The following is a 19,070-nucleotide window of genomic DNA, read 5'->3' as shown; positions in this document are numbered from 1 at the left end:
GGCCCGACGCTCCGCGTCCAGCTTCCTACGCCCCTGAGGCGACCGATCCCCACGGATCCCGAACACCACAACCCCCGAACAACCCAGGTGTTGCGACGACTACTGGAACCCGCCACATGGGGCCCTTACGGGCACCCCAGCCAGGCCGAACCCATGTCAAATCGGGCCTAGGTGGGTCGGCTGCGGGTCCGTTGTGGGGTGGTTGGTGAGAGGTTGTGGGGTCCGCGGGGAGGGAGCTTTGGGGTTCTTGGTGCTGTGGTCAGGTCAGGGCGGTGATCAGGCGGTGGCAGCGGATGGGGTCTTCGGTCAGGCCCGCGTCCAGGCCCCAGAGCCAGTAGTCGATGGCGCGGAAGACGATCCAGTTCCGGGCTTGGTCGCGGTTCAGGTTGGCGGCGGTGACGACGATGTCCAGGTGGTCGGTGATCGCGGTGTCGTCGGGCATGTCGTCGAGCCTCGTCCAGAGGACTCTGGCCAGGTCGTAGGCGATGTCGCCGCGCAGCAGGATCGGGTCGACGGTAAGCCAGGGCTCGCGGGTTCCGGCCAGGACCTGGGCCGAGTGCAGGTCACCGTTGACCGCGAGCGTGGACGTGGTGGTGACCAGGGTTTCCACTGCCTTCTCCCCCGCGCGGAGGATGGCGCGGTCGAAGGGTTTGTTCTGGCGCAGCCAGTCGGATTCCAGGCTGTCGGCGCGGGCGAGGGCCAGGTCGGCCGTCGAACGGGCGGTCGGTGGGGCCGGCACGGCCAGTCGTCGGGCCATCACGCCCAGTACCTCCATGGCCTCCTCGGACGGGAGGTTCAGGGCGCTGTGGTGCAGGTCCAGGCGTTCCAGGAGCATGGCGCCGGCGGTCGGGTCGGCGTCGACGAGGTGGACGGTGCCCCGCCCCCGCCAGAAGCGCAGGGCCTCGATGTGCGCCGTCACGTCCTCGCTCGGCGCGTTCATGCGCAGCACGAGCGGTGTGCTCTCGCGGGTCACCGGGATGACCAGGGCGTGCGAGCCGTGCCTCACCGGGCCGTCCGGGCGCAGGTCCCAGGCCGCCAGGCGGTGCTCGATGGCGGCGGGGAGGTTGGCCAGCCAGTCCTGGTCGCGTGGTATCGGCGAGTTGCGGAAGGTCTCGGGGATCACGTGGTCGTCGTGGCCGACTCGACGGTGTCGTGGATGTGCATGACCTCGGTCAACTCGGTCAGCCGGAACAGCTTGTGCACGGAGGGCTGCATCGACGCCATCCGGAACTCCCCGCCCGCGCCGTCCAGTCTGCGGTGCCAGTCGAGCATCAGGGACAGCCCCGTCGTGTCCATGAACGGCACCCCGCTCAGGTCCACCACGACGTTGGCGCCCGTGCTCTCTTCGAGGCGGTCGGACAGCACGGGGACCGTGTCCGCGTCCAGTTCGCCCGACACCGCGACGACCGTCCAGCCGCCCCGCACCTCACTGCGCACCTGCAACTCCATGGTGCACGAGCCTAGCCACCAGATGGGCCCCGTGCCGATACCGCGCCCCGACGGACTGGTCACCCACCTGCCGCCGGACGCCGCCAGGACGCCGGTCGGCGCGACCGCCCGGTGCCGCGCCAGGTGGATGTGCGACGATGCCGTAACGGCCGATCAACGGGGAGCGGATGTGCGCAATGAGCCAGCAGCGCCGGTGGCCGTGACGCTGCCCGCGTCAGCGGGCTCATCGGCGCGGGCCCGTCAGGTGGTGGGCGACGCGGTGACGGCTTGGGGTTTGTCGGAAGACGCCGGAGACGACGCCGCCTTGGTGGTGACCGAACTGGTGTCCAACGCCGTGGACCACGCCACCGGACCGGTGGGCCTGACCGTCTCGCGGACGGAGTCCGGGCTCCGGATCGAGGTGGCCGACCGGTCGTCCGCGCTGCCCCAGCAGAGACCCGTGCAGGTCGACTCGGCACGGGGGCGCGGGCTGATCATCGTGGCGGCGCTGAGCCGGGCGTGGGGCACGGACCCCACCGCCGACGGCAAGGTCGTGTGGGCCGAGCTCGACAGCTGAGTCCCACGGTCGGGTGACGGCCGAACGGAGGCGGCCAGGGCGGTGACTTCTCGGCGTTCCGCGTTCAGGGTGCGGAAACCGGGTATCCCCGGTGCGCCGACTAGTGAGGAGGTCATGTGTCCACCACGACCGAAACCGGTCAGGTGACCGGAACGCAGGACAAGGACTACAACATCATCTGGTTCGTCGAGGCGTGCCTGAGCAACGCGCTGCGGCTGGAGGCCTACATCGCCGACGCCGAGCGCGCGGGCGACCGCGAGCTGGCGGACTTCTTCCGCCGCGCCCAGGGCGAGAGCCGCAAGGGCGCGGAGCAGGGCAAGGCGCTGCTCGCCTCGCGCCTCACCCGCTCCTGATCACGCACGGAAGGGCCGCCCTCGATCGAGAGGGCGGCCCTTGGTCGTCTTCGGGCTACTGTCCTTCGCGGAATCGGTCCAGGCCTTCCTTGGCCTTGTCCGTCCCCTTCTGGATGTGCTCGGAGTGCTCACCGCCGGTGCGTTCGTCGACGAACTGACCGGCCTTGTCGAGGCCCTCGTCGGCCTTGTCGCCGTGCTGGCCGAGAGCGTCCTTGGCCTTGCCCTTGAGGTCGTCGAACTTGTCGCCAATGCCCATCTGAGCTCGAACCTCCTCCGGGTGCCCCTCGTGGACACGCCACAAGTGGGCTACCGCCGTAGTCGGCCGTTGATGCGTTCGAGCCGACAACTCACCCGGTCGAGTTAGGTCGATGGTCGACGAGTCGTGGAGGGGTCCGTGCGCCGCGGAGAGGTCCGCGACCGTCCACTTGCGACACTTGCTCAGTCGCGCACCCCTGCTTGGTAGGACGGGACCGGCGCGTCCTGGTACGGGTACTCGGGCACGCGCTGCTCGGCCGTGCGCTGGTCCTGCGCCCGCTCGTTGCGGGTGCGCACCGGCGCGTCGTCCACGGGCAGGTCGGGCAGGCCGAGCATCAGCAGCAGCTCGCGGCAGTCGTTCGCGTCGACCGAGTTGTCGGCGACGGTGCGCGCGGCCTGGTGGCGCTGCACGGTCTCGGCCCTGTCGGCCGCGGCCCTCGCGTCGGCGAAGCCGACCGCGGCACCTTGTGATCGACCAGGTCTGGTCTGCGTCATGACGACCCCGCCTCCCCTGCCGGCAGGGCCGCGCCACGCGTGGGGAAAGCGTGGTGGATCGGACCGGCGTGCCTGCGGGCCATAGGGGTAGATGATGTGAACGGATGATCCGGCGACAAGCCGGTGCTCCCGTCCCCGGCCCTGGGATGCGGCCGGACTGGATCGGGGACCGCGCCGACCGAGTGCCGACAGCTCGTGCCCCAACCCGCTGGACTCTACTCCACGACCCCCGTCGGACGAAGCGCGGCACCGGGTCGTCAACAACCAACCAACTACGGAGATGTATTGCCAACAACCGCCGGTTCGCGCTTGACTGGCTGCGCTTCGTCGGAGGTCGACCGGAGGTGGACGTGGTCAACGTCAGAGTCGCGGTGGTCGGTGCGCTGATGGGGTTGGTCGGCCTGGCGGTGCCCGCCGCCGCCGAGCCCCGGGCCGTCGCACTGCCGGTGGTCGACATGGAGTCCGTGCTCAAGGCCGCGCAGATCGACCCGCGCCGGGCCGACTCGGCGATCACGCCGGGCAGCGGCGACAGCGTGCGACTGGTGGAACGGGCGCTCGCCGCGAAGGGGCACCTCGCCTCGACGTACGTGGACGGGCACTTCGGCACCCGGACGATCGACGCCTACGCGGCCTACCAGCGCTCGCTCGGCTACACCGGGCTCGACGCGTCCGGCATGCCCGGACCGACGTCGTTGCGGCTGCTCGGCGAGACGACCTACACCGTCACCCGCGTGGTGTCGGCGGGCAGCCGGGTGACCTACCACAGCGCGCTCATGAACACCCGCACGAAGGCCATGCTGGTCGAGGCGGAACGGCTGCTCGGCCGGACGCTCGGCATCACCCAGGGCTCGTACAACCCGGGCGGCGTGCCCGGCTCGGCGGGCACCCACGACGGCGGCGGCGCGCTGGACATCTCGGTGTCGGGCATGACCGCCACGACCCGCACGAACGTGGCCAGGGTGTTGCGCCAGGTCGGGTTCGCGGCGTGGATCCGGACGCCCGCGCAGGGCTTCGACTACCACATCCACGCGATCGCGTTGGCCGACCCGGACCTGTCCACCGGCGCGCGGAACCAGGCAGGCGACTACTACCTCGGCTTCAACGGGCTGGCCAACCGCGGACCGGACGACGGGCCGGCGGTGAGCCCGAAGCGGACGTGGGAGGAGTACCAGCGGCTCTAGGATGGCCTGATGGCCGTCCGAACGGGGTCGTGATGAGCAACGTGGAGACCCACCCGTCCGAGTTGATCTGCGAGAGCACGTCCGGCGTCGCGGCGGTCGAGGTCCTCGACCCCCGCGACGTGCCGCTGGGCGGGCCGCGGGCGATGACCGTGCGGCGCACGCTGCCGCAGCGGTCGCGGTCCATGATCGGCGCGTGGTGCTTCGCCGACCACTACGGGCCCGACGACGTGTCGGTCAGCGGCGGGATGGACGTCGCGCCGCACCCGCACACCGGCCTGCAGACCGCGAGCTGGCTGTTCAGCGGCGAGATCGAGCACCGCGACAGCCTCGGCGTGCACGCGCTGGTGCGGCCCGGCGAGCTGAACCTGATGACCGCCGGGCACGGCATCTGCCACTCCGAGGTGTCGACGCCGGAGACGACCGTGCTGCACGGCGTGCAGCTGTGGATCGCGCTGCCCGACGCCCACCGCGACGCGCCGCGCGACTTCCAGCACCACGTGCCCGAGGCGGTGGCGTTGGACGGCGCCTCGGTCAGGGTGTTCCTCGGCACGGTCGCGGGTCGGACGTCGCCGGTGCGCACGTTCACGCCGTTGCTGGGCGCGGAACTCGTGCTCGAACCCGGCGCGCGGCTGGCGCTCGACGTGGACGCGACGTTCGAGCACGGCGTGCTCGTCGACGTCGGTGCGGTGGAGCTCGGCGGCACGGCGCTGGCGAGCGGCGCGCTCGGCTACGTCGGACCGGGCGCGTCGGTGCTGCACCTGGCCAACGCCACCGAGACCTCGGCCCGGGTGGTCCTGCTCGGCGGCGAGCCGCTGGGCGAGGACCTGGTGATGTGGTGGAACTTCGTGGGCCGGACCCACGAGGAGATCGTCCGGTACCGCGACCAGTGGCAGGCCGAGTCGGAGCGCTTCGGCCGGGTCGAGGGCTACCCGGGCGACCGCCTCCCCGCCCCACCACTGCCGATGGGCCGCCTCCGCCCGCGCGGCAACCCACCACCGGCCTGACGTTCCCGGCGCCTGCGCACCGCGAGACGGGCAACCACCCAGCCTGACGGTCATGACGGAGTTCCTCCAGGTGACCACGACAGCCGCCGACCGCGTCACCGCCACGAACCTGGCGCGCTCCGCCGTCGCCGCTCGCCTGGCAGCGAGCGCACAGGTGTCCGGCCCGGTGCTGTCGTTCTTCTGGCACCTGGGAGAACAGGGCGAGGGTGAAGAGTGGCAGGTGGTGCTGAAGACCACGGCCGAGCGCTACCCGGAGTTGGAGGCGCACCTGCGGCGTGAACACCCGTGGGACAACCCGGAGGTGACTGCCCTACCGCTGGCCGCGGCCTCCGAGGACTACCTCGCCTGGCTGCGCCAGACGGTCAGCGCTGCGCAGTAGCGAGGAGCCCCGCGGCCTCGATGACGGTGGACACAACCGGCAGCGAGCGGTGCGGCTTCAACCGCCGCACGACCTTCTCGATCTTCTCGGCCGGCCGCACTGACCCCACTCCGCCTGCCGATCGCACCGCGTGCTCGGTGACCGTCGCGGCCTGTTCCACCTCCCCCGCATCGAGGTAGGCGTGGGCGAGCGACGTCAGGTAGATGGCCTTGTCACGCGCATGGGTGTCGCCGTAGCGGCTGAGCACGTCCTCCAAACTGGGTACGGCGCGAAGAGGTCGCCGGAGCTGCGTCCAACACCGTCCGGCCATGATTCGGATCTCGTCGTCGTCCACCCAGAAGACCCAATCGGGTTCGGGGCGGTCATCACGCCGGCGGACGACCTCTGCCGCTTCAGCCAGGACACGGTCGGCCGCGTCGCCCTGACCGGCGACCGCGTGCGTCCAAGCCATGCGGTCCAGCAACAACGCTCGCACCGCGGCCTTCCCGACGCCGGTGTTGGCCTTCCCCACCATGCCACTCGCCTACTTCCTCGCCGACCGCCCATGCCGTCGGTACTGCTGAGCCGTGAGGCACACGTCACCCCTGAACAGGCGGCCAACCGCCTGATACCCGGTGATGCACTGGCCGACCTGATCTACAACGTCGAGAGGAAGTGCGCATGAACGAGTTGGACGAGCCCAGCCCCGACATGGTGGCGCAGCCGCTGTGGACCAGAGACCAGTTCACCAACCTCCTGCACCTGATCGCCAATGAGCAGGCCCGCGGCCGTTCGCGATCGTGGAGGAGTACGGCGAATGGGAAGACAGCCGGGTCGCGGGCTACGGCCTGGCGTACTCAGCTGGCCGGCGCGCCGGAGGGCACCGGAGAAGTGGGCTGAACGGGGCCTGCGGGCGGCGACCAGACCTCCGGTCGCCGCCCGCGGCTGTCTTGGCACGCATCGCGACTCGACGATGGCCGATCAGGTTCGGCCGAGCAGGGCGGTGGCGATGGCGACCTGGACCGGGTTCAGGGCGGTCTCGCCGTCTTCCACGTCCCACAACGAGTTCTGCAGCACCCTGCCCAGGGTCCACGCCGCCGCACGGTCCCGGTCCAGGCCCAGGGCGTCGGTCAGCAGGTCGAAGCGGCGGAGCACGGCTCGCGGCACGTCACCCGTGGCGACCACGGCGTCCCAGCGGTTGTCCAGGGCGGGCAGCAGGTCGAAGCCCGGATCGCCCGCCAGCGGCTCCGGGTCGATCGCCAGCCACGGCTCCCGTTCGCCCGCCAGCACGTTGTCGTAGTGCAGGTCCCAGTGCAGCAGCCGGTCGCCCGCCTCACCCGCCACCTCGGCCACGGCGGACGCGCACGTCCGCACCAGGTCCCGGTCGGCCGCCGGACGCAGCGCCGGCACGGCGCCCGGCACCTGGTCGAGCATGGCGCGCGCGAGGTCGGCCAGCCGCCGCACGCCCGGCGGCGCGGGCACCGCGACCAGGCGGGCCAGCAGGTCGGCGAGGATTCGCAGGGCGACCACGTCGTCGGCCACCGAGGACAGCGGCCGGCTCGCGTCCAGCCTTTCCAGCAGCATGGCGCCCGGCTCGTCGGCGAGCAGCCGGACCACGCCGTCGCCGTCCCACGTGCGCAGGCCGATCGGCGCGGCGGCGTTCTCCTCGGTGACGGGCTGGAGCTTGAGCACGGCGGGCGTCCCGTCCGCGCGCACGACCGGCAGCACGAGCGACGCCATGCCGCTGCCGACCGGCCCGTCCGGCCGCAACTCCCACCGGTCGAGGTAGTCGCCGACCTGGCCGGGCAGCGCGGCGAGCCACGCCCGTCCCCACTCCGTGCGGTGGTACGACGCCGTCAGCGCCTCCGGGACCTTCACGGGCGCGGCGCGTACATGATCACGGCCACGCCGACCAGGCAGATCGCCGCGCCGACGTAGTCCCAACGGTCGGGCCGGAACTTGTCCACCACCACGCCCCACGCCAGCGAGCCGGCCACGAACACCCCGCCGTATGCGGCCAGGATGCGGCCGAAGTGCGCGTCGGGCTGCAACGTCGCCACGAACCCGTACAGGCCGAGCGCCGCCACGCCCGCGCCGATCCACAGCAGGCCGCGGTGCTCCCGCACGCCCTGCCACACCAGCCACGCGCCACCGATCTCGGCCAGCGCGGCCAGCACGAACAACAGCAACGAGCGGACCACGGTCATGGCCGCGACGATAGCCGGCGTCCCGTTCTTGACAACACCGGGTTCCGTTGTGAACAGTTGTTCATGAACAGGCGTTCACAACCGGGGAGGCAGCACCGTGCCGAAGATCGTCAACACCCACCAGGCCGAGGCGTGGAACGGGTACGAGGGCAAGCACTGGGCCGAGAACCAGGACCGCTACGACGCCGTGAACGCCGGTTTCAACGACCTGCTGATCACCGCGGCCGACCTCTCGCCCGACGACCGGGTGCTCGACATCGGCTGCGGCAACGGCCGGATCAGTCGGCTCATCGCACCCCACGTCGCCCACGTCACCGGCGTCGACCTGTCCGGACCGATGCTGGCCCGCGCGCGGATGACGGCCACGGGCGTGCCGAACATGACGTTCGAGCAGGGTGACGCGCAGGTCCACCCGTTCCCGCCGCACGCGTTCGACGTGGCGGTCAGCCGGTTCGGGGTCATGTTCTTCGCCGACCCGGTCGCCGCGTTCGCCAACATCCGCGGCGGGCTGCGGCCCGGCGGGCGGCTGGCGTTCCTGTCGATGCGCGACCTCGGCGACCTGGCCGAGGTGTTCGCGGCGTTCGGCGGCTCGCCGATGTCCACGTCGACCGAGACCGGCCCGCTGTCGCTGTCCGACCCGACCGTGATCGACCGGGTGCTGACCGGCGCGGGCTTCACCGACGTGACGGCCGAGGCGGTGGAGGCGGACCAGGTGTGGGGCCGCGACGTCGCCGACGCGACGGAGTTCATCATGGGCTGGGGCCCGGTCCGGTTCGCCCTGCGCGACGCCTCACCGTCCACTGTGGACGAGATCCGCGACTCCGTCGCCGCCGCGCTGGCACCGCACGCCGACGGTGACGCGGTCCGGCTGCGCGGCACGGCCCGGCTCGTCACCGCGAGGGCCTGACCGTGGCCCGGGTCGTCGACCCGGTGCCGTTCCCGACCGACGCCGCGGCCCACGGCTTCGACCTCCACCCACCGCCTACGATGCACGGCGATGGCACCGCGACGAGCAGCAGCACTGCGTGACGGCGACGTGAGCCTGCGCGACCACCTGATCGCCGCGGCCACGCGCCTCATCGCCGAACGCGGCACCGCCGGGCTCACGGTCCGCGACATCGCCCGCGCGGCCGACGTCGCGGTCGGCGTGCTCTACAACCACTTCGCGGACAAGGAGGAACTGCTCGCGCTCGCCCTGCACGAGCACGTCCGCGAGGTGGAGCGGCGCATCGGCCGGCCCGACACCGACGGCACGCTGGCGGAGAACCTGCACGCCTTCGTCACGCACGCGCTGGCCGTGCACGCGGCGTTCCTGCCCGCGTTCGCCGGGCTGATCGGCCACCCCGAGGTGTTCGCCCGGTTCGACGCCCTGCCCAACCCGATGGCCGACGGACGCGGCCTGCACACCGCCCTGGCCGACTACCTGCGGACCGAACGGGACCGCGGCCGGATCGCCCTGGGCACGGACCTGCACGCCGTGGCCACGCTCGTCGTCGGCGCGTGCCACGAACTCGTCCTCCCCCGCGTCTACCGGGGCCTGACCGAGCCGGTGGACGTGCCGGCGGACCACGTCGACGCCCTGGTCACCACCGTCCTGAACGGCATCACGCCGCGCTAGGCGGGTCGTCGCCGTGGTCGTACTCGTCCGGGAGTTGGACGCCTTGCCGCCACTGCAGGCACAAGCCCTCGGCCAGGCGCCGTTCGTCCGCCCTCGTCCGGGGCAGCGGCAGGTGCAGGGCGGTCAGCAGGGCGAACCGCCCCAGGTCGAAGGCCACGATGAGCGCCTCGCCGTACGCGACCGCGGCGCGCACCGCACCGGCGTAGGCGAGCCACCCGACGGCCAACGGGGCCAGGGCCAGCAGCCACCACCACCCGCTGCGGGCCAGCAGGGCGGCGGACGCGACCGCGGTGACCGCGCCGGTCAGGGCGAGCCGGGCGGTGCTGTCGAGGCTGTCGCGCCGGGCGTCCACCACGGCCCGCACCTGGTCGGTCAGCACGGGGTACAGGCGCGGCCACGCGACGACGGCGTCCCAGCCGTAGTTCGCGCCCGCCCGCTGCTCGGCGGCGGCCAGCACGTTGCCCAGGGTCGTGGCGCGCACGTGCTCCTCGTCGGGGAAGCGCCGTTCGAGCTGCGTGCCCGCGAGGCCGGCGGCGAGGACCTGGGCCGGGGTCGGTTCGGCGTCGCCGGGCAGCTCGGTCCTCTTCTCGAGCCTGCCGCGCCGCCACCGCTGCACCACCCGCAGCAGGCGGTCCAGCGGCGTGAGCAGCCTCGGCCAGTACCCCTCCAGCAGCCGCACCACGGTCAGCTGCAACGGCATCAGCGCCACGGCGAGCAGCGTCAGCGCCACCGCGAGGCCGATGACCTCGCCCACGCCGAGCCCGGCGGCGGTCTTCCACGCGCGCGACCACGTCAGCGGACCGGGCGCACCCGCCCAGACCAGCAGGAGCAGGAACACCGCTGCCGCGAGTGAAGGCAGGTAGCTCACGACGACGAAACGCGGCGAGAACCCCTCGCCCGCCGGTTTGGCCAGTCCGGCGAGCGTCACGGCGCGGCCTCCATCGGACCGTGGCCGTTCGGGCAACCCGGCGCGCCGGACATGCCGACGTGCACGCGGTAGGCCGTGGTCTCGCACGTCCCGCAGGCGAAGCGCAGCACCGCGTACCGCGTCGACTCGCCGGGCAGGGTCGCGCCGTCGCCCTCGCCCAGCCCGCGCACGGCCGATCGCCCCAGCCGGTCCAGGTGTTCCCGGGTGGTCACGCCGACCTCGCCGTCCTCGACGCGCAGCACCAGCGCCGGCACGGCGGCGTCCGCGGCGAAGACGGTCGCGGCGGCACGGGCGGCGTCCACCGGCCCCGTCCCGGGCGGCAGGTCCAGCCATGGCGCGCCCGATCGGGTGGCGCCGGGGTCGACGAGGACTCGGTAGAGCCAGGGCTGACCGGTCATGACCCGGGACGATACCGGCAGTAACGAGCGGTCAGCGGCGTGCGACCCCCATTCAGGGAGGACGTGTGGACAGTGGTCAACTGATCGAGTCGATCTTCCGGCGGGTCGACGCATTCCTCGACGACGGGGACGCGGACCCGGTCCTGGCGCCCGAGGCGATCGAGGAAGCGGGCGCGCTCGCGGACGTGGGGGACGCGGACGCGCTAGCCGCTGTGGCGTGGCTGTGCTGGTGCCGGTACTTCGCCGGCGATCCGGGCACCGACGTCGTGTCCGCCTACCTGGACCGGTTCCTCGTGCTGCGGGCGGAGCACCCCGACGGGTTGCCGCACCACCTGGTGGCCGCGCTCGACCTGCTGGACGGCGTCGACACCGGCGTCGGAACCGGCGGCGACGAGTTCGACCCGCACTTCCTCTACAGCCTGGGCGGCGCCTTCTTCCGCCGGTTCGACGCGACCGAGGACCGGCTCGACCTCGATCGCGCGGTGGCGGCGATGACGGCGGCCGTCGGGAGGCTGCCCGCGGACGACGAGTTCCACGGCGCGGTGCTGTGCCAACTCGGGGCGTTCCTGACCCGGCGAGGTCAGCCGGCCGCGCCCGACGACCCGGACCACGCCGAAGCCGAACGGGTGCTCACCGCGTCCCTCGCGGCGGCGCGACCGGAGTGGCGCTACCGGCCGGTGGCGTTGATGAACCTGGTGAACCTGCGGGCCGTGCGGTACGAGACGAGCCCCGGTCCCGAGTCGGCCCGCCTGCTGATCGAGGAGATGGCGCGGACGTTGCGCGAACTCGACCCGGGCGACGAGATCCGGGGGCTCACCGCCGACCTGGCCGCCGACCTGCTCGTCGACCTGGGCGACCACGTGCGGCTGGAGGAGCCGGACACCATGATCGCCCTGTACCGCGTCGGGGTCGAGGCCACGGAGCCCGGTCAGCCGCTGCACGTCCACGCCCTGAGCGAACTGGGCGGCGCGCTCACCTTCCGCGGCGGCAACGGCGCCGCGACCGCCGACTTCGACGAGGCGATCGAGGTGCTGCGACGCGCCGCGGACCTGGCCGAAGGGCCGCTGCTCGCCTTGGCGCACACCAAGTTGTGCCTCGCCCACCTGGGCCGGTTCGAACGGCTCGAAGACCCGCGTGACATCGCGGACGGCATCGCGGCGGGGCGTGCCGCCCTCGGTCCGGCGAGCGGCGAGCGGATGTTGACCGACTTCTGCGTGACGAACCTGGCGAGCGCGCTCATCTCGGCGCACGGCTCCGGCGTGGCGGGCGCCCTGGGCGAGGCCGTCGAGTTGCTGCTGACCGCGGTGGACACCGAGGACGCGAACGTGCGCGCCAGGGCGAGGTTGATGCTCGGCAACGCCTACCGGAAGTCGTTCGGCCAGACGAGCGACGCGGCGACCCTCGACGAGGCGATCCGGTGGCACCGGTCGTCGATCGAGATGTTCCCGCCGGAGGAGTTCGGCTACGCCGACCACCTCAACAGCCTTGCCGCCGCGCTCATCGAGCGGGCGCGGCGGTTCGGCGGCGACGAGGACCTGGACGAAGCGATCGAGCTGTTCACCGCGGCCGCCGCCCGCATGCCGCAATGGCACCCCGAGCGGTTGATGTACCTGGCCAACCTCGTGCAGGCGCACCTCGACCGCCACGACCGGCACGGCGACCCGGAGTCCGCCGCGCGGGCGTCGGCCATCGCCCGTGAGATCACCGGTGCCGAGGTGCCCGCGGGGATGGCGGCCACCCGGCTCGGCGCGATCGCGAGCGCGCTGATCACCGCCTACGACTTCGGCGGCGCCCCCGCCGACCTGGACGAGGCGGTCGCGGTGCTGCGGCGCTGCGTCGCGGTCACGTCCCACCGGGATCCGGCGGCGCTGAACCAGCTCGGCAGCGCGTTGATCCGCCGGCACGAGCGGACGGGCGCGGTGGCCGACGTCGTGGAGGCGGTCGGGTCCCACCGCGCCGCGCTGGCGTCGGTCGCCACCACGGACTCGCGCCGGGGCGAGTACCTGACCAACCTGTGCAACGCGTTGGAGCAGCTCTACCACGTCACCGGAGACCTCGGACACCTGGACGAGGCCGTGCGCGCCGGCGTGGAGTCGACCGCGGTGGACGTCGGGTCGCCCACCCGCGTCTCGTCGCTGACGAACCTCTCGAAGGCCGCCGCGACGCGCTACCACGTCCGGCGTGACCCTGCCGACCTCGACCGCGCCGTCGAGGCGCAACGCGAGGCGCTGGCGCTCGTCGGGCCGGGCAACCCGCGGCGGGTGCGCTACCTGTCCAACCTCGGCGGCTCGCTCGCCGACCGCTTCCTGGTCAGCGGCGAGGCGGGCGACCTGGACGAGGCCGTCGCCCTGCTGCGGGAGTGCGCCGAGCGCACGACGGCGGGCGACACGAGGCACGCGACGCACCTGCACAACCTTGGCCTCGTGCTGGTCCGCCGGTTCCGGGCCGGGCACGACCCGGCCGACCTCGCGGAGGCCGTCGACGCGCTGTCGGCGGCGGCCTCGGGCACATCAGCCGCGATCGTGCGGGTGCAGGCGGCGCGGTTGTGGGCCGTGTCGGTCGCCGAGCACGACGTCGCGTCGTCGCTGGCGGGCTACGAGCAGGCCGTGGCGTTGTTCCCGGTGCTCGCGTGGCACGGCCTGCGCCGCGAGGACCAGGAACGGCAGCTGCTCGACCTGGTGGGCGTCGCCTCCGACGCCGCCGCGACCGCGTTGGCCGCCGGTCGGCCGGAGCGCGCTGTCGAACTGCTGGAGCAAGGCCGATCCGTGCTCTGGTCGCAGCTGCTGGACCTGCGCACGGACTTCCTCGCGCTCCGGGGTGCGCGCCCGGACCTCGCGCAACGGTTGGAGGAGTTGCGCGACGGCCTGGAGGAGCCTGCGGCGACGGACGACCTCGATCCCACGCCCGTCGCGCTCGACCGGCGCATGGCGCTCGCCCGCCAGTGGGACGAAACCGTGGCCGAGGTCCGCGGGCTGCCGGGACTGGCCGACTTCCTGCGGCCCCGGCCGTGCGCCGAACTGCTCGGGGCCGCGGCCGACGGGCCGATCGTGATCGTCAACGTGAGCGCGCTGCGCTGCGACGCCCTCGTCATGACGCCCGACGGGGTCGACGTGGTGCCGCTGCCGGACCTGACGGCGCAGGACGCCTCGGAACGCGCGGACGAACTGGCCGCCGCGGCGCACGCCGCGCACGACCTCGCCGGGGTCGTCGCGCACAACGCGGTGCTGAGCGACGTGCTGGCGTGGCTGTGGCAGGCGGTGGCCGAGCCGGTGCTCGCCCACGTCGGCGCGGCGCCCCGGCTGTGGTGGTGCCCGACCGGCGCCTTGACCCGGCTGCCACTGCACGCCGCGGGCATCCCCGGCACACCGGCGTCCGTGCCCGACCTCACGGTGTCGTCGTACACGCCGACGATCCGGGCGCTTTCCCTGGCGCGCGAGGGGAAACCGGCCGGGGGCGACGGGGTGCTCGTCGTCGCGGTCCCCGAGGTGCGGGGCGCCGTGCCGCTGGACGTCGAGCCGGAGGTCGCCGCGCTCGCCGAGCTGTCACCCGGCCGGTGCACCGTGCGCCGCTCCGCCGACGCGGTCCGCGACCGGGTGCTCGCCGACCTCCCGCGGCACGGCCACGTGCACTTCGCCTGCCACGGCGTCGTGGACCCGTCCCGGCCGTCGGCCTCGGGCCTCCTGCTGCACGACGAGCGGCTGACGGTCGCCGACGTGTCCCGGCTGCGGCTCGGCGCGGAACTCGCCTACCTGTCGGCGTGCGACACCGCGAGCGGCGGCGACCTGCCCGACGAGTCGCTGCACCTGGGCGCGGGGCTCAACCTGGCCGGGTACCGGCACGTCGTGGCGACCCTGTGGCCGATCCACGACGCCACCGCCGGCGAGGTCGCCCGCGGCTTCTACGGGCACCTGGGCGCGTCGACCGCACCCGACCGCGCAGCGTTCGCGCTGCACGAGGCCGTGCGGGACATGCGGGCCCAGGGCTGGGACACGCTGCCGACCAGCTGGGTGCCGTACGTGCACGTGGGGCCGTGACGTGCCGGGCCACCCGGCGCGGCTCACCCGTCCGACCGCGTCGCGTTCGTCGACGCGGTCGGACGCCCCCCTTCGACACCCGCCGCAGGGTGTCGTCGACGGGCCGGCGACCCCGCGTCCCCCTGGAGCACCGGGTCGGGCGGTCCGTCGTGCTCAACGGTGGCGTACCGGCGCGCGGCGGCGCGAGTGCAACGGGACGCTGGGACACCGCGGATCCGTTGACCTGCGATGACGTGGACCGGTGGGACGGCCTGTGGGACGCTGGGTGATCGAGGGGGCGGGGAATGTCGTTATCGGGGCACGTGGACGCGTTCGCGCGCGCGCTCGCCGAGCTGAAGCGGCGCAGCGGGCGCAGCTACCGGACGCTGGGCGAGCGCACCGGGCTGAGCAGCTCCGGGCTGCACCGCTTCTGCCAGGGCTTGGCCGTGCCGGAGCACTTCGAGGTGGTGGCCAGGATCGCGCGGGCGTGCGGCGCGACCAAGGCCGAGCTGGTCGAGCTGCACCGGCTGTGGGCGATGGCGACGTCGGAGAGCGCGGGCGCCCACGACGAGCCGGTGGCCCGGCAGCTGCCCGCTCCCCCGGCCAGGTTCGCCGGGCGGGAACGGGAGCTGGCGCACGTCACGGCCGCGCTCGCGGCGCAGCCCGCCGCCGTGGTGATCTCGGCGATCAGCGGCGCCGGGGGCATCGGCAAGACGTGGTTGGCGTTGCACTGGGCGCACCGCAACCTGCACCTGTTCCCGGACGGTCAGCTGCACGTCGACCTGCGCGGCTTCGACCCCACCGGCTCGCCGGTGCCACCGGAGGCGGCCGTGCGCGGCTTCCTGGAGGCCATGGGCGTCGCGCCGGCCACCATCCCCACCGACCCGCAGGCGCAGGCCGGCCTGTACCGCAGCGTGATCGCCGGCAAGCGCATGCTCGTGGTGCTCGACAACGCCCGTGACACGGCGCAGGTCGTGCCGCTGCTGCCGGGCAGCCCGACGTGCACGGTGCTGATCACCAGCCGCCGCCGGCTGACCCGCCTGGTCACCGCGCACGGCGCCCGCCAGGTCGACCTGGACGTGCTGCCGGAGGGCGAGGCGCGCAACCTGCTCGCCCGGCACCTCGGCGCGGACCGGCTGGCCGCCGACCCGCGCGCGGTGGACGATTTGGTCGCGTTCTGCGCGGGCCTGCCGCTGGCGCTGGGCATCGTGGCGGCCCGCGCGACGAGCCACCCCGAGTTCTCGCTGGCCGCCCTGGCCGACGAGCTGCGCGACCACGCGGGCCGGTTGGACGCGTTCAACATCGACGACGCCGAGGCCAACCTGCGGGCCGTGTTCTCCTGGTCCTACCGGGCGTTGGCGGAGCGGACGGCCGCCGCGTTCGGGCTGCTCGGCCTCGCGCCCGGGCCGGACATCGGGTTGCCGGCCGCCGCGGCGCTGATCGGCACGTCCACCGCCGAGGCCCGGGTGCGGCTGCGCGACCTGGAGGCGGAGAGCCTGGTGCAGGAGCACACGCCGGGCCGGTACCGGATGCACGACCTGGTGCGGCTGTACGCGGCCGAGCAGGCGGCGCGGGACCTGGCCGAGCCGGTGCGCCACGACGCGTCGACCCGGCTGCTCGACTTCTACCTGCACACCGCGTACTCCGGAGAACGCCTGCTCGACCCGTACCGGCCGCGGATCGTGATCGGCCGCCCGGTCGCCGGCGTGGCGCCGCACCCGCTGCCCGACCTGGCCCGCGCGGTGACGTGGTTCGAGGTCGAGCACGCCAACCTGATGGAGGCGCAGCAGCTGGCCGCGCGGCACGGCAGGCACACGACGACGTGGCGGCTGGGCTGGGTGATGCACACGTTCCACTACCGGCAGCGGCACCGCCGGGACAACCTCGTCACGTGGCGCACCGCCGTCGCCGCCGTCGAGCACCTGGACGACCCGGGCGACCAGGCCCGCGCGCACCGGCGGCTCGGTGTGGCGCTGCTGGACGTCGGCGAGCACCGCGAAGGGCTGGCGCACCTGCACCGGGCGCTCGAGGAGTTCCACCGGGCGGGTGACGTCGCGGGCCAGGCGCGCACGCACGAGGCGTTCGCCGCCGCGTGGGACCAGCAGGGCGACAGCGAACGCGGGTTGACGCACGCCTACGAGGCGTTGGAGCTCTACCGGGGGCTGGACGACCGTACCCGTGAGGCCAACATGCTCAACTCGGTCGGCTGGTACCACGCGGCGCTCGGCGACCTGACCCGTGCGGCGGAGTACTGCACGGCGGCGTTGGCGCTGCACCGGCGGGTCGGCTACGTCGACGGCGAGGCGTACACGTTGAGCAGCCTGGGCCACATCGCCCACCGCACCGGCGACCACGCGCGGGCGGTCGAGCACTGCCGCGCGGCGATCACCGTGCTGCGCAGCCTGAACGATCGCGGCGAGGAGGCGAGCACGCTGGACCTGCTGGCGCAGGCGCACTCCGCGTTGGGGCAGCACGACCAGGCGCGCGAGGCCTGGTCGCAAGCGTTGGAGCTGTACCACTCGCAGCACCGCACCGCCGAGGTGCTGGAGGTCCGCTCGCGGCTGGCCGCGATCGACACCGTCGCCTGAGCACCCCGCGGAACACCCGGTTACTCCGGTGGCCGATCGTCCGGCCGTCGCGGCCCGACTCCGGGTGCGGGGTCCGCGCCGGGCAATCCGCCTGACATCCCCAACCGAACACCCCATGGGATCGACCTGTCCACCATGCGCGACGCGGTCGCGCTCCGGCACGTCGACCAGGGCAGCGCCGCCGACATCGTCCGCGCGGCGTGCGACCTGCTGGTCGCGGGGCTGGACGGCCCCGGGCTGTGCGCGCTCGCGGCCGTGTCGATCCACCACGCCGACGAGGACGTGCCGCTGCTGCTCGAAGCAGGGTTGGAGGACGTGGGCCTCGAGTACCACCCGAAAGGCTCGGTGGCTGCCGCCGAAGCGGCGCTGAAGGCGATGGCGTCGCGCGTCGTCTCGGGCGTCCTCGCACCCGGGGCTCTCGCCGAGTGGGCGCACTCGACCCTCGGTCACGAGACCCTCCCGTCGGCCGAGCGCCTGGCGGAACTGGACGACGCCTACGACCTGCTCGAGTACGCCCGGGGCCAGACCTTCGAGCAGTTGGACGCCGGGATCGCCGCTGAGGCACGGCGCATCGTGATGTCCGACTCCACGGCGGTCAGCGGCTGAGCGCGCTTCGGGTGCCGTGCGCGATCTCCAGGTCTTCACGCGCCGTGACGACGAGGGTTCGGGCTTTTGCGCCCGGACCGGTGATGTCGGTGTCGCCGTCGGCCCGGTCGTTGCGCTCCGGGTCGACCGCCACCCCGAGGAACGCCAACCGCTCGGCGGCACGGCGGCGCACCGTCGCCGACTTCTCGCCGACACCGCCGGTGAACGCGAGGACGTCGAGACCGCCGAGCGCGGCGGCCATCGAGGCGACGCCGCCGACCAGCCGGTGCGTGTAGACGTCCAGCGCCAGCACGGCGTCCGGGTCGCCGTCGGCCGCCGCCGCGTCGATCTCGCGCAGGTCGCCGGTGCCGGCCAGCGCGGTGAGACCGGACCGCTCCTCCAACGCGGTCGCGACCTCGTGCGGGGTCAGCTCCTCGTGCTCCTCCAGCCACAGCACCAGACCGGGGTCGACCGTGCCCGACCTGGTCGCCATCACCAGGCCCTCCAACGGGGTGAAGCCCATGGTCGTGTCGACGCTGCGGCCGTCGGCGACCGCCGCCAGCGACGCGCCGGCACCCAGGTGGCAGCTGACGAGCCGCAGGCCGGGCGACACGAGTTCGGCCACCCGGCGCGCGCAGTAGGCGTGGGACAGGCCGTGGAAGCCGTAGCGGCGGATCGCGTACCGGTCCCGCCACTCCCGGGGCACGGCGTAAGTGGCCGCCGACGCGGGGATGGTGGTGTGGAACGCGGTGTCGAAGCACGCGACCGCCGGCACGTCCGGCAGCAGCCGGTGCACGGCGTCCAGGCCCGCCAACGACTTCGGCTGGTGCAGCGGCGCGAGCGAGGTCAGGTCGACCAGCGCCTGCCGCACCAGGTCGTCCAGCACGACGGGATCGGTGAACCGCGTGCCGCCGTGCACCACGCGGTGCCCCACGGCGTCCGGTGTCGGCCAGTCCTCCAGCACGTCGGCGAGCCGCTCCGGGTCCGGCTCGACGTCGGCGGTGCGCTCCACCTCGTCGTCGGCCGCCAGCAGCCGCAGCTTCAGGCTGGACGAGCCCGCGTTGACCACCAGGACCCGCACG

General features: G+C 73.4%; 21 protein-coding genes. 11 read left to right on the top strand and 10 right to left on the bottom strand.

Translation table 11 applies throughout. The features are described 5' to 3' along the window. Nucleotides 1–259: 259 nt before the first annotated feature. Nucleotides 260–1,123: an aminoglycoside phosphotransferase family protein gene (locus LNK82_RS26455; protein WP_230569702.1), complete on the bottom strand. Its 864-nt coding sequence runs from the start codon at nucleotides 1,121–1,123 to the stop codon at nucleotides 260–262. Then, nucleotides 1,120–1,449: an STAS domain-containing protein gene (locus tag LNK82_RS26450; RefSeq protein ID WP_230569701.1), complete on the bottom strand. Its 330-nt coding sequence runs from the start codon at nucleotides 1,447–1,449 to the stop codon at nucleotides 1,120–1,122. The genes LNK82_RS26455 and LNK82_RS26450 overlap by 4 nt, the downstream gene beginning before the upstream one ends. Before the next feature lie 169 nt (nucleotides 1,450–1,618). Here LNK82_RS26450 and LNK82_RS26445 point away from each other — a divergent pair, with 169 nt between their 5' ends. Together LNK82_RS26445 and LNK82_RS26440 are read left to right on the top strand one after the other, a co-directional pair. Beyond that, entirely contained in the window at nucleotides 1,619–2,005 is a 387-nt protein-coding gene (locus LNK82_RS26445) for an ATP-binding protein (RefSeq protein WP_230569700.1), read from the top strand. Nucleotides 2,006–2,121: 116 nt separating this feature from the next. Further along, the gene (locus tag LNK82_RS26440; RefSeq protein WP_230569699.1) at nucleotides 2,122–2,358 is read left to right on the top strand and encodes a hypothetical protein; all 237 of its coding nucleotides are present in this window, start codon (nucleotides 2,122–2,124) and stop codon (nucleotides 2,356–2,358) included. A gap of 55 nt (nucleotides 2,359–2,413) precedes the next feature. On the opposite strand, the gene LNK82_RS26435 is transcribed toward LNK82_RS26440, so the two are convergent. Continuing rightward, nucleotides 2,414–2,614 carry an antitoxin gene (locus tag LNK82_RS26435; RefSeq protein ID WP_230569698.1) on the bottom strand — a complete coding sequence of 67 codons (201 nt, stop codon included), beginning with the start codon at nucleotides 2,612–2,614 and terminating at the stop codon, nucleotides 2,414–2,416. A 182-nt stretch (nucleotides 2,615–2,796) separates the two neighbouring features. Further along, nucleotides 2,797–3,108, bottom strand: a complete 312-nt coding sequence (locus LNK82_RS26430; protein ID WP_230569697.1) for a hypothetical protein — start codon at nucleotides 3,106–3,108, stop codon at nucleotides 2,797–2,799. Between the two features lie 386 nt (nucleotides 3,109–3,494). Here LNK82_RS26430 and LNK82_RS26425 point away from each other — a divergent pair, with 386 nt between their 5' ends. Genes LNK82_RS26425 through cutA form a run of 3 tightly spaced genes read left to right on the top strand, consistent with a single transcriptional unit; the run spans nucleotide 3,495 to nucleotide 5,672 of the window. Further along, nucleotides 3,495–4,289, top strand: coding sequence for a peptidoglycan-binding domain-containing protein (locus tag LNK82_RS26425; RefSeq protein ID WP_230569709.1), 795 nt, complete (start codon nucleotides 3,495–3,497; stop codon nucleotides 4,287–4,289). Nucleotides 4,290–4,321: 32 nt separating this feature from the next. Next, nucleotides 4,322–5,293, top strand: coding sequence for a pirin family protein (locus LNK82_RS26420; RefSeq protein ID WP_230569696.1), 972 nt, complete (start codon nucleotides 4,322–4,324; stop codon nucleotides 5,291–5,293). 52 nt (nucleotides 5,294–5,345) lie between these two features. Then, nucleotides 5,346–5,672, top strand: a complete 327-nt coding sequence (gene cutA / locus LNK82_RS26415) for a divalent-cation tolerance protein CutA (RefSeq protein WP_230569695.1) — start codon at nucleotides 5,346–5,348, stop codon at nucleotides 5,670–5,672. Here the strand turns inward: cutA and LNK82_RS26410 are convergent. Then, a complete protein-coding gene (locus LNK82_RS26410; protein ID WP_230569694.1) occupies nucleotides 5,656–6,186 on the bottom strand; it encodes an NsdA family TPR-like regulatory protein in 531 nt (176 codons plus the stop codon). The genes cutA and LNK82_RS26410 overlap by 17 nt on opposite strands. Nucleotides 6,187–6,332: 146 nt before the next feature. Between LNK82_RS26410 and LNK82_RS26405 the strand changes: the two genes are divergently transcribed. Then, nucleotides 6,333–6,551: a hypothetical protein gene (locus LNK82_RS26405; protein WP_230569693.1), complete on the top strand. Its 219-nt coding sequence runs from the start codon at nucleotides 6,333–6,335 to the stop codon at nucleotides 6,549–6,551. A gap of 81 nt (nucleotides 6,552–6,632) precedes the next feature. Here the strand turns inward: LNK82_RS26405 and LNK82_RS26400 are convergent, their stop codons facing one another. Both LNK82_RS26400 and LNK82_RS26395 read right to left on the bottom strand, forming a co-directional pair. Further along, complete coding sequence (locus LNK82_RS26400) at nucleotides 6,633–7,529, bottom strand: aminoglycoside phosphotransferase family protein (RefSeq protein ID WP_230569692.1); 897 nt, start codon at nucleotides 7,527–7,529, stop codon at nucleotides 6,633–6,635. Beyond that, complete coding sequence (locus LNK82_RS26395) at nucleotides 7,526–7,858, bottom strand: YnfA family protein (RefSeq protein ID WP_230569691.1); 333 nt, start codon at nucleotides 7,856–7,858, stop codon at nucleotides 7,526–7,528. The genes LNK82_RS26400 and LNK82_RS26395 overlap by 4 nt, the downstream gene beginning before the upstream one ends. Before the next feature lie 97 nt (nucleotides 7,859–7,955). On the opposite strand from LNK82_RS26395, the gene LNK82_RS26390 reads away from it, so the two are divergent. Continuing rightward, the gene (locus tag LNK82_RS26390; RefSeq protein WP_230569690.1) at nucleotides 7,956–8,765 is read left to right on the top strand and encodes a class I SAM-dependent methyltransferase; all 810 of its coding nucleotides are present in this window, start codon (nucleotides 7,956–7,958) and stop codon (nucleotides 8,763–8,765) included. Nucleotides 8,766–8,855: 90 nt separating this feature from the next. Next, on the top strand, nucleotides 8,856–9,476 hold the full coding sequence (locus LNK82_RS26385; RefSeq protein ID WP_230569689.1) for a TetR/AcrR family transcriptional regulator: 621 nt from the start codon (nucleotides 8,856–8,858) through the stop codon (nucleotides 9,474–9,476). Here LNK82_RS26385 and LNK82_RS26380 read toward each other — a convergent pair. Together LNK82_RS26380 and LNK82_RS26375 are read right to left on the bottom strand one after the other, a co-directional pair. Next, on the bottom strand, nucleotides 9,463–10,404 hold the full coding sequence (locus LNK82_RS26380; RefSeq protein ID WP_230569688.1) for a hypothetical protein: 942 nt from the start codon (nucleotides 10,402–10,404) through the stop codon (nucleotides 9,463–9,465). The two genes, LNK82_RS26385 and LNK82_RS26380, sit on opposite strands and share 14 nt — an antisense overlap. After that, nucleotides 10,401–10,802, bottom strand: coding sequence for a hypothetical protein (locus LNK82_RS26375; protein WP_230569687.1), 402 nt, complete (start codon nucleotides 10,800–10,802; stop codon nucleotides 10,401–10,403). Before LNK82_RS26375 ends, LNK82_RS26380 begins: the two co-directional genes overlap by 4 nt. 65 nt (nucleotides 10,803–10,867) lie before the next feature. Here LNK82_RS26375 and LNK82_RS47915 point away from each other — a divergent pair, with 65 nt between their 5' ends. From LNK82_RS47915 to LNK82_RS26360, 3 genes are all read left to right on the top strand, one after another. After that, nucleotides 10,868–14,836, top strand: a complete 3,969-nt coding sequence (locus tag LNK82_RS47915; RefSeq protein WP_230569686.1) for a CHAT domain-containing protein — start codon at nucleotides 10,868–10,870, stop codon at nucleotides 14,834–14,836. 284 nt (nucleotides 14,837–15,120) lie between these two features. Next, nucleotides 15,121–17,403: an ATP-binding protein gene (locus LNK82_RS26365; RefSeq protein ID WP_230569685.1), complete on the top strand. Its 2,283-nt coding sequence runs from the start codon at nucleotides 15,121–15,123 to the stop codon at nucleotides 17,401–17,403. Between the two features lie 135 nt (nucleotides 17,404–17,538). Then, nucleotides 17,539–18,009: a hypothetical protein gene (locus LNK82_RS26360; protein WP_230569684.1), complete on the top strand. Its 471-nt coding sequence runs from the start codon at nucleotides 17,539–17,541 to the stop codon at nucleotides 18,007–18,009. On the opposite strand, the gene LNK82_RS26355 is transcribed toward LNK82_RS26360, so the two are convergent. After that, entirely contained in the window at nucleotides 17,999–19,069 is a 1,071-nt protein-coding gene (locus tag LNK82_RS26355; protein ID WP_230569683.1) for an acetate/propionate family kinase, read from the bottom strand. The genes LNK82_RS26360 and LNK82_RS26355 overlap by 11 nt on opposite strands. Nucleotide 19,070: the final 1 nt, after the last annotated feature.

It is taken from the genome of Saccharothrix luteola (genome assembly GCF_020859565.1).
In the GTDB taxonomy this organism is placed as follows: Bacteria; Actinomycetota; Actinomycetes; order Mycobacteriales; family Pseudonocardiaceae; genus Actinosynnema; species Actinosynnema luteola.
Note: the sequence above shows the minus strand (reverse complement) of the source record. Positions and strands in the feature narration are given on the sequence as shown.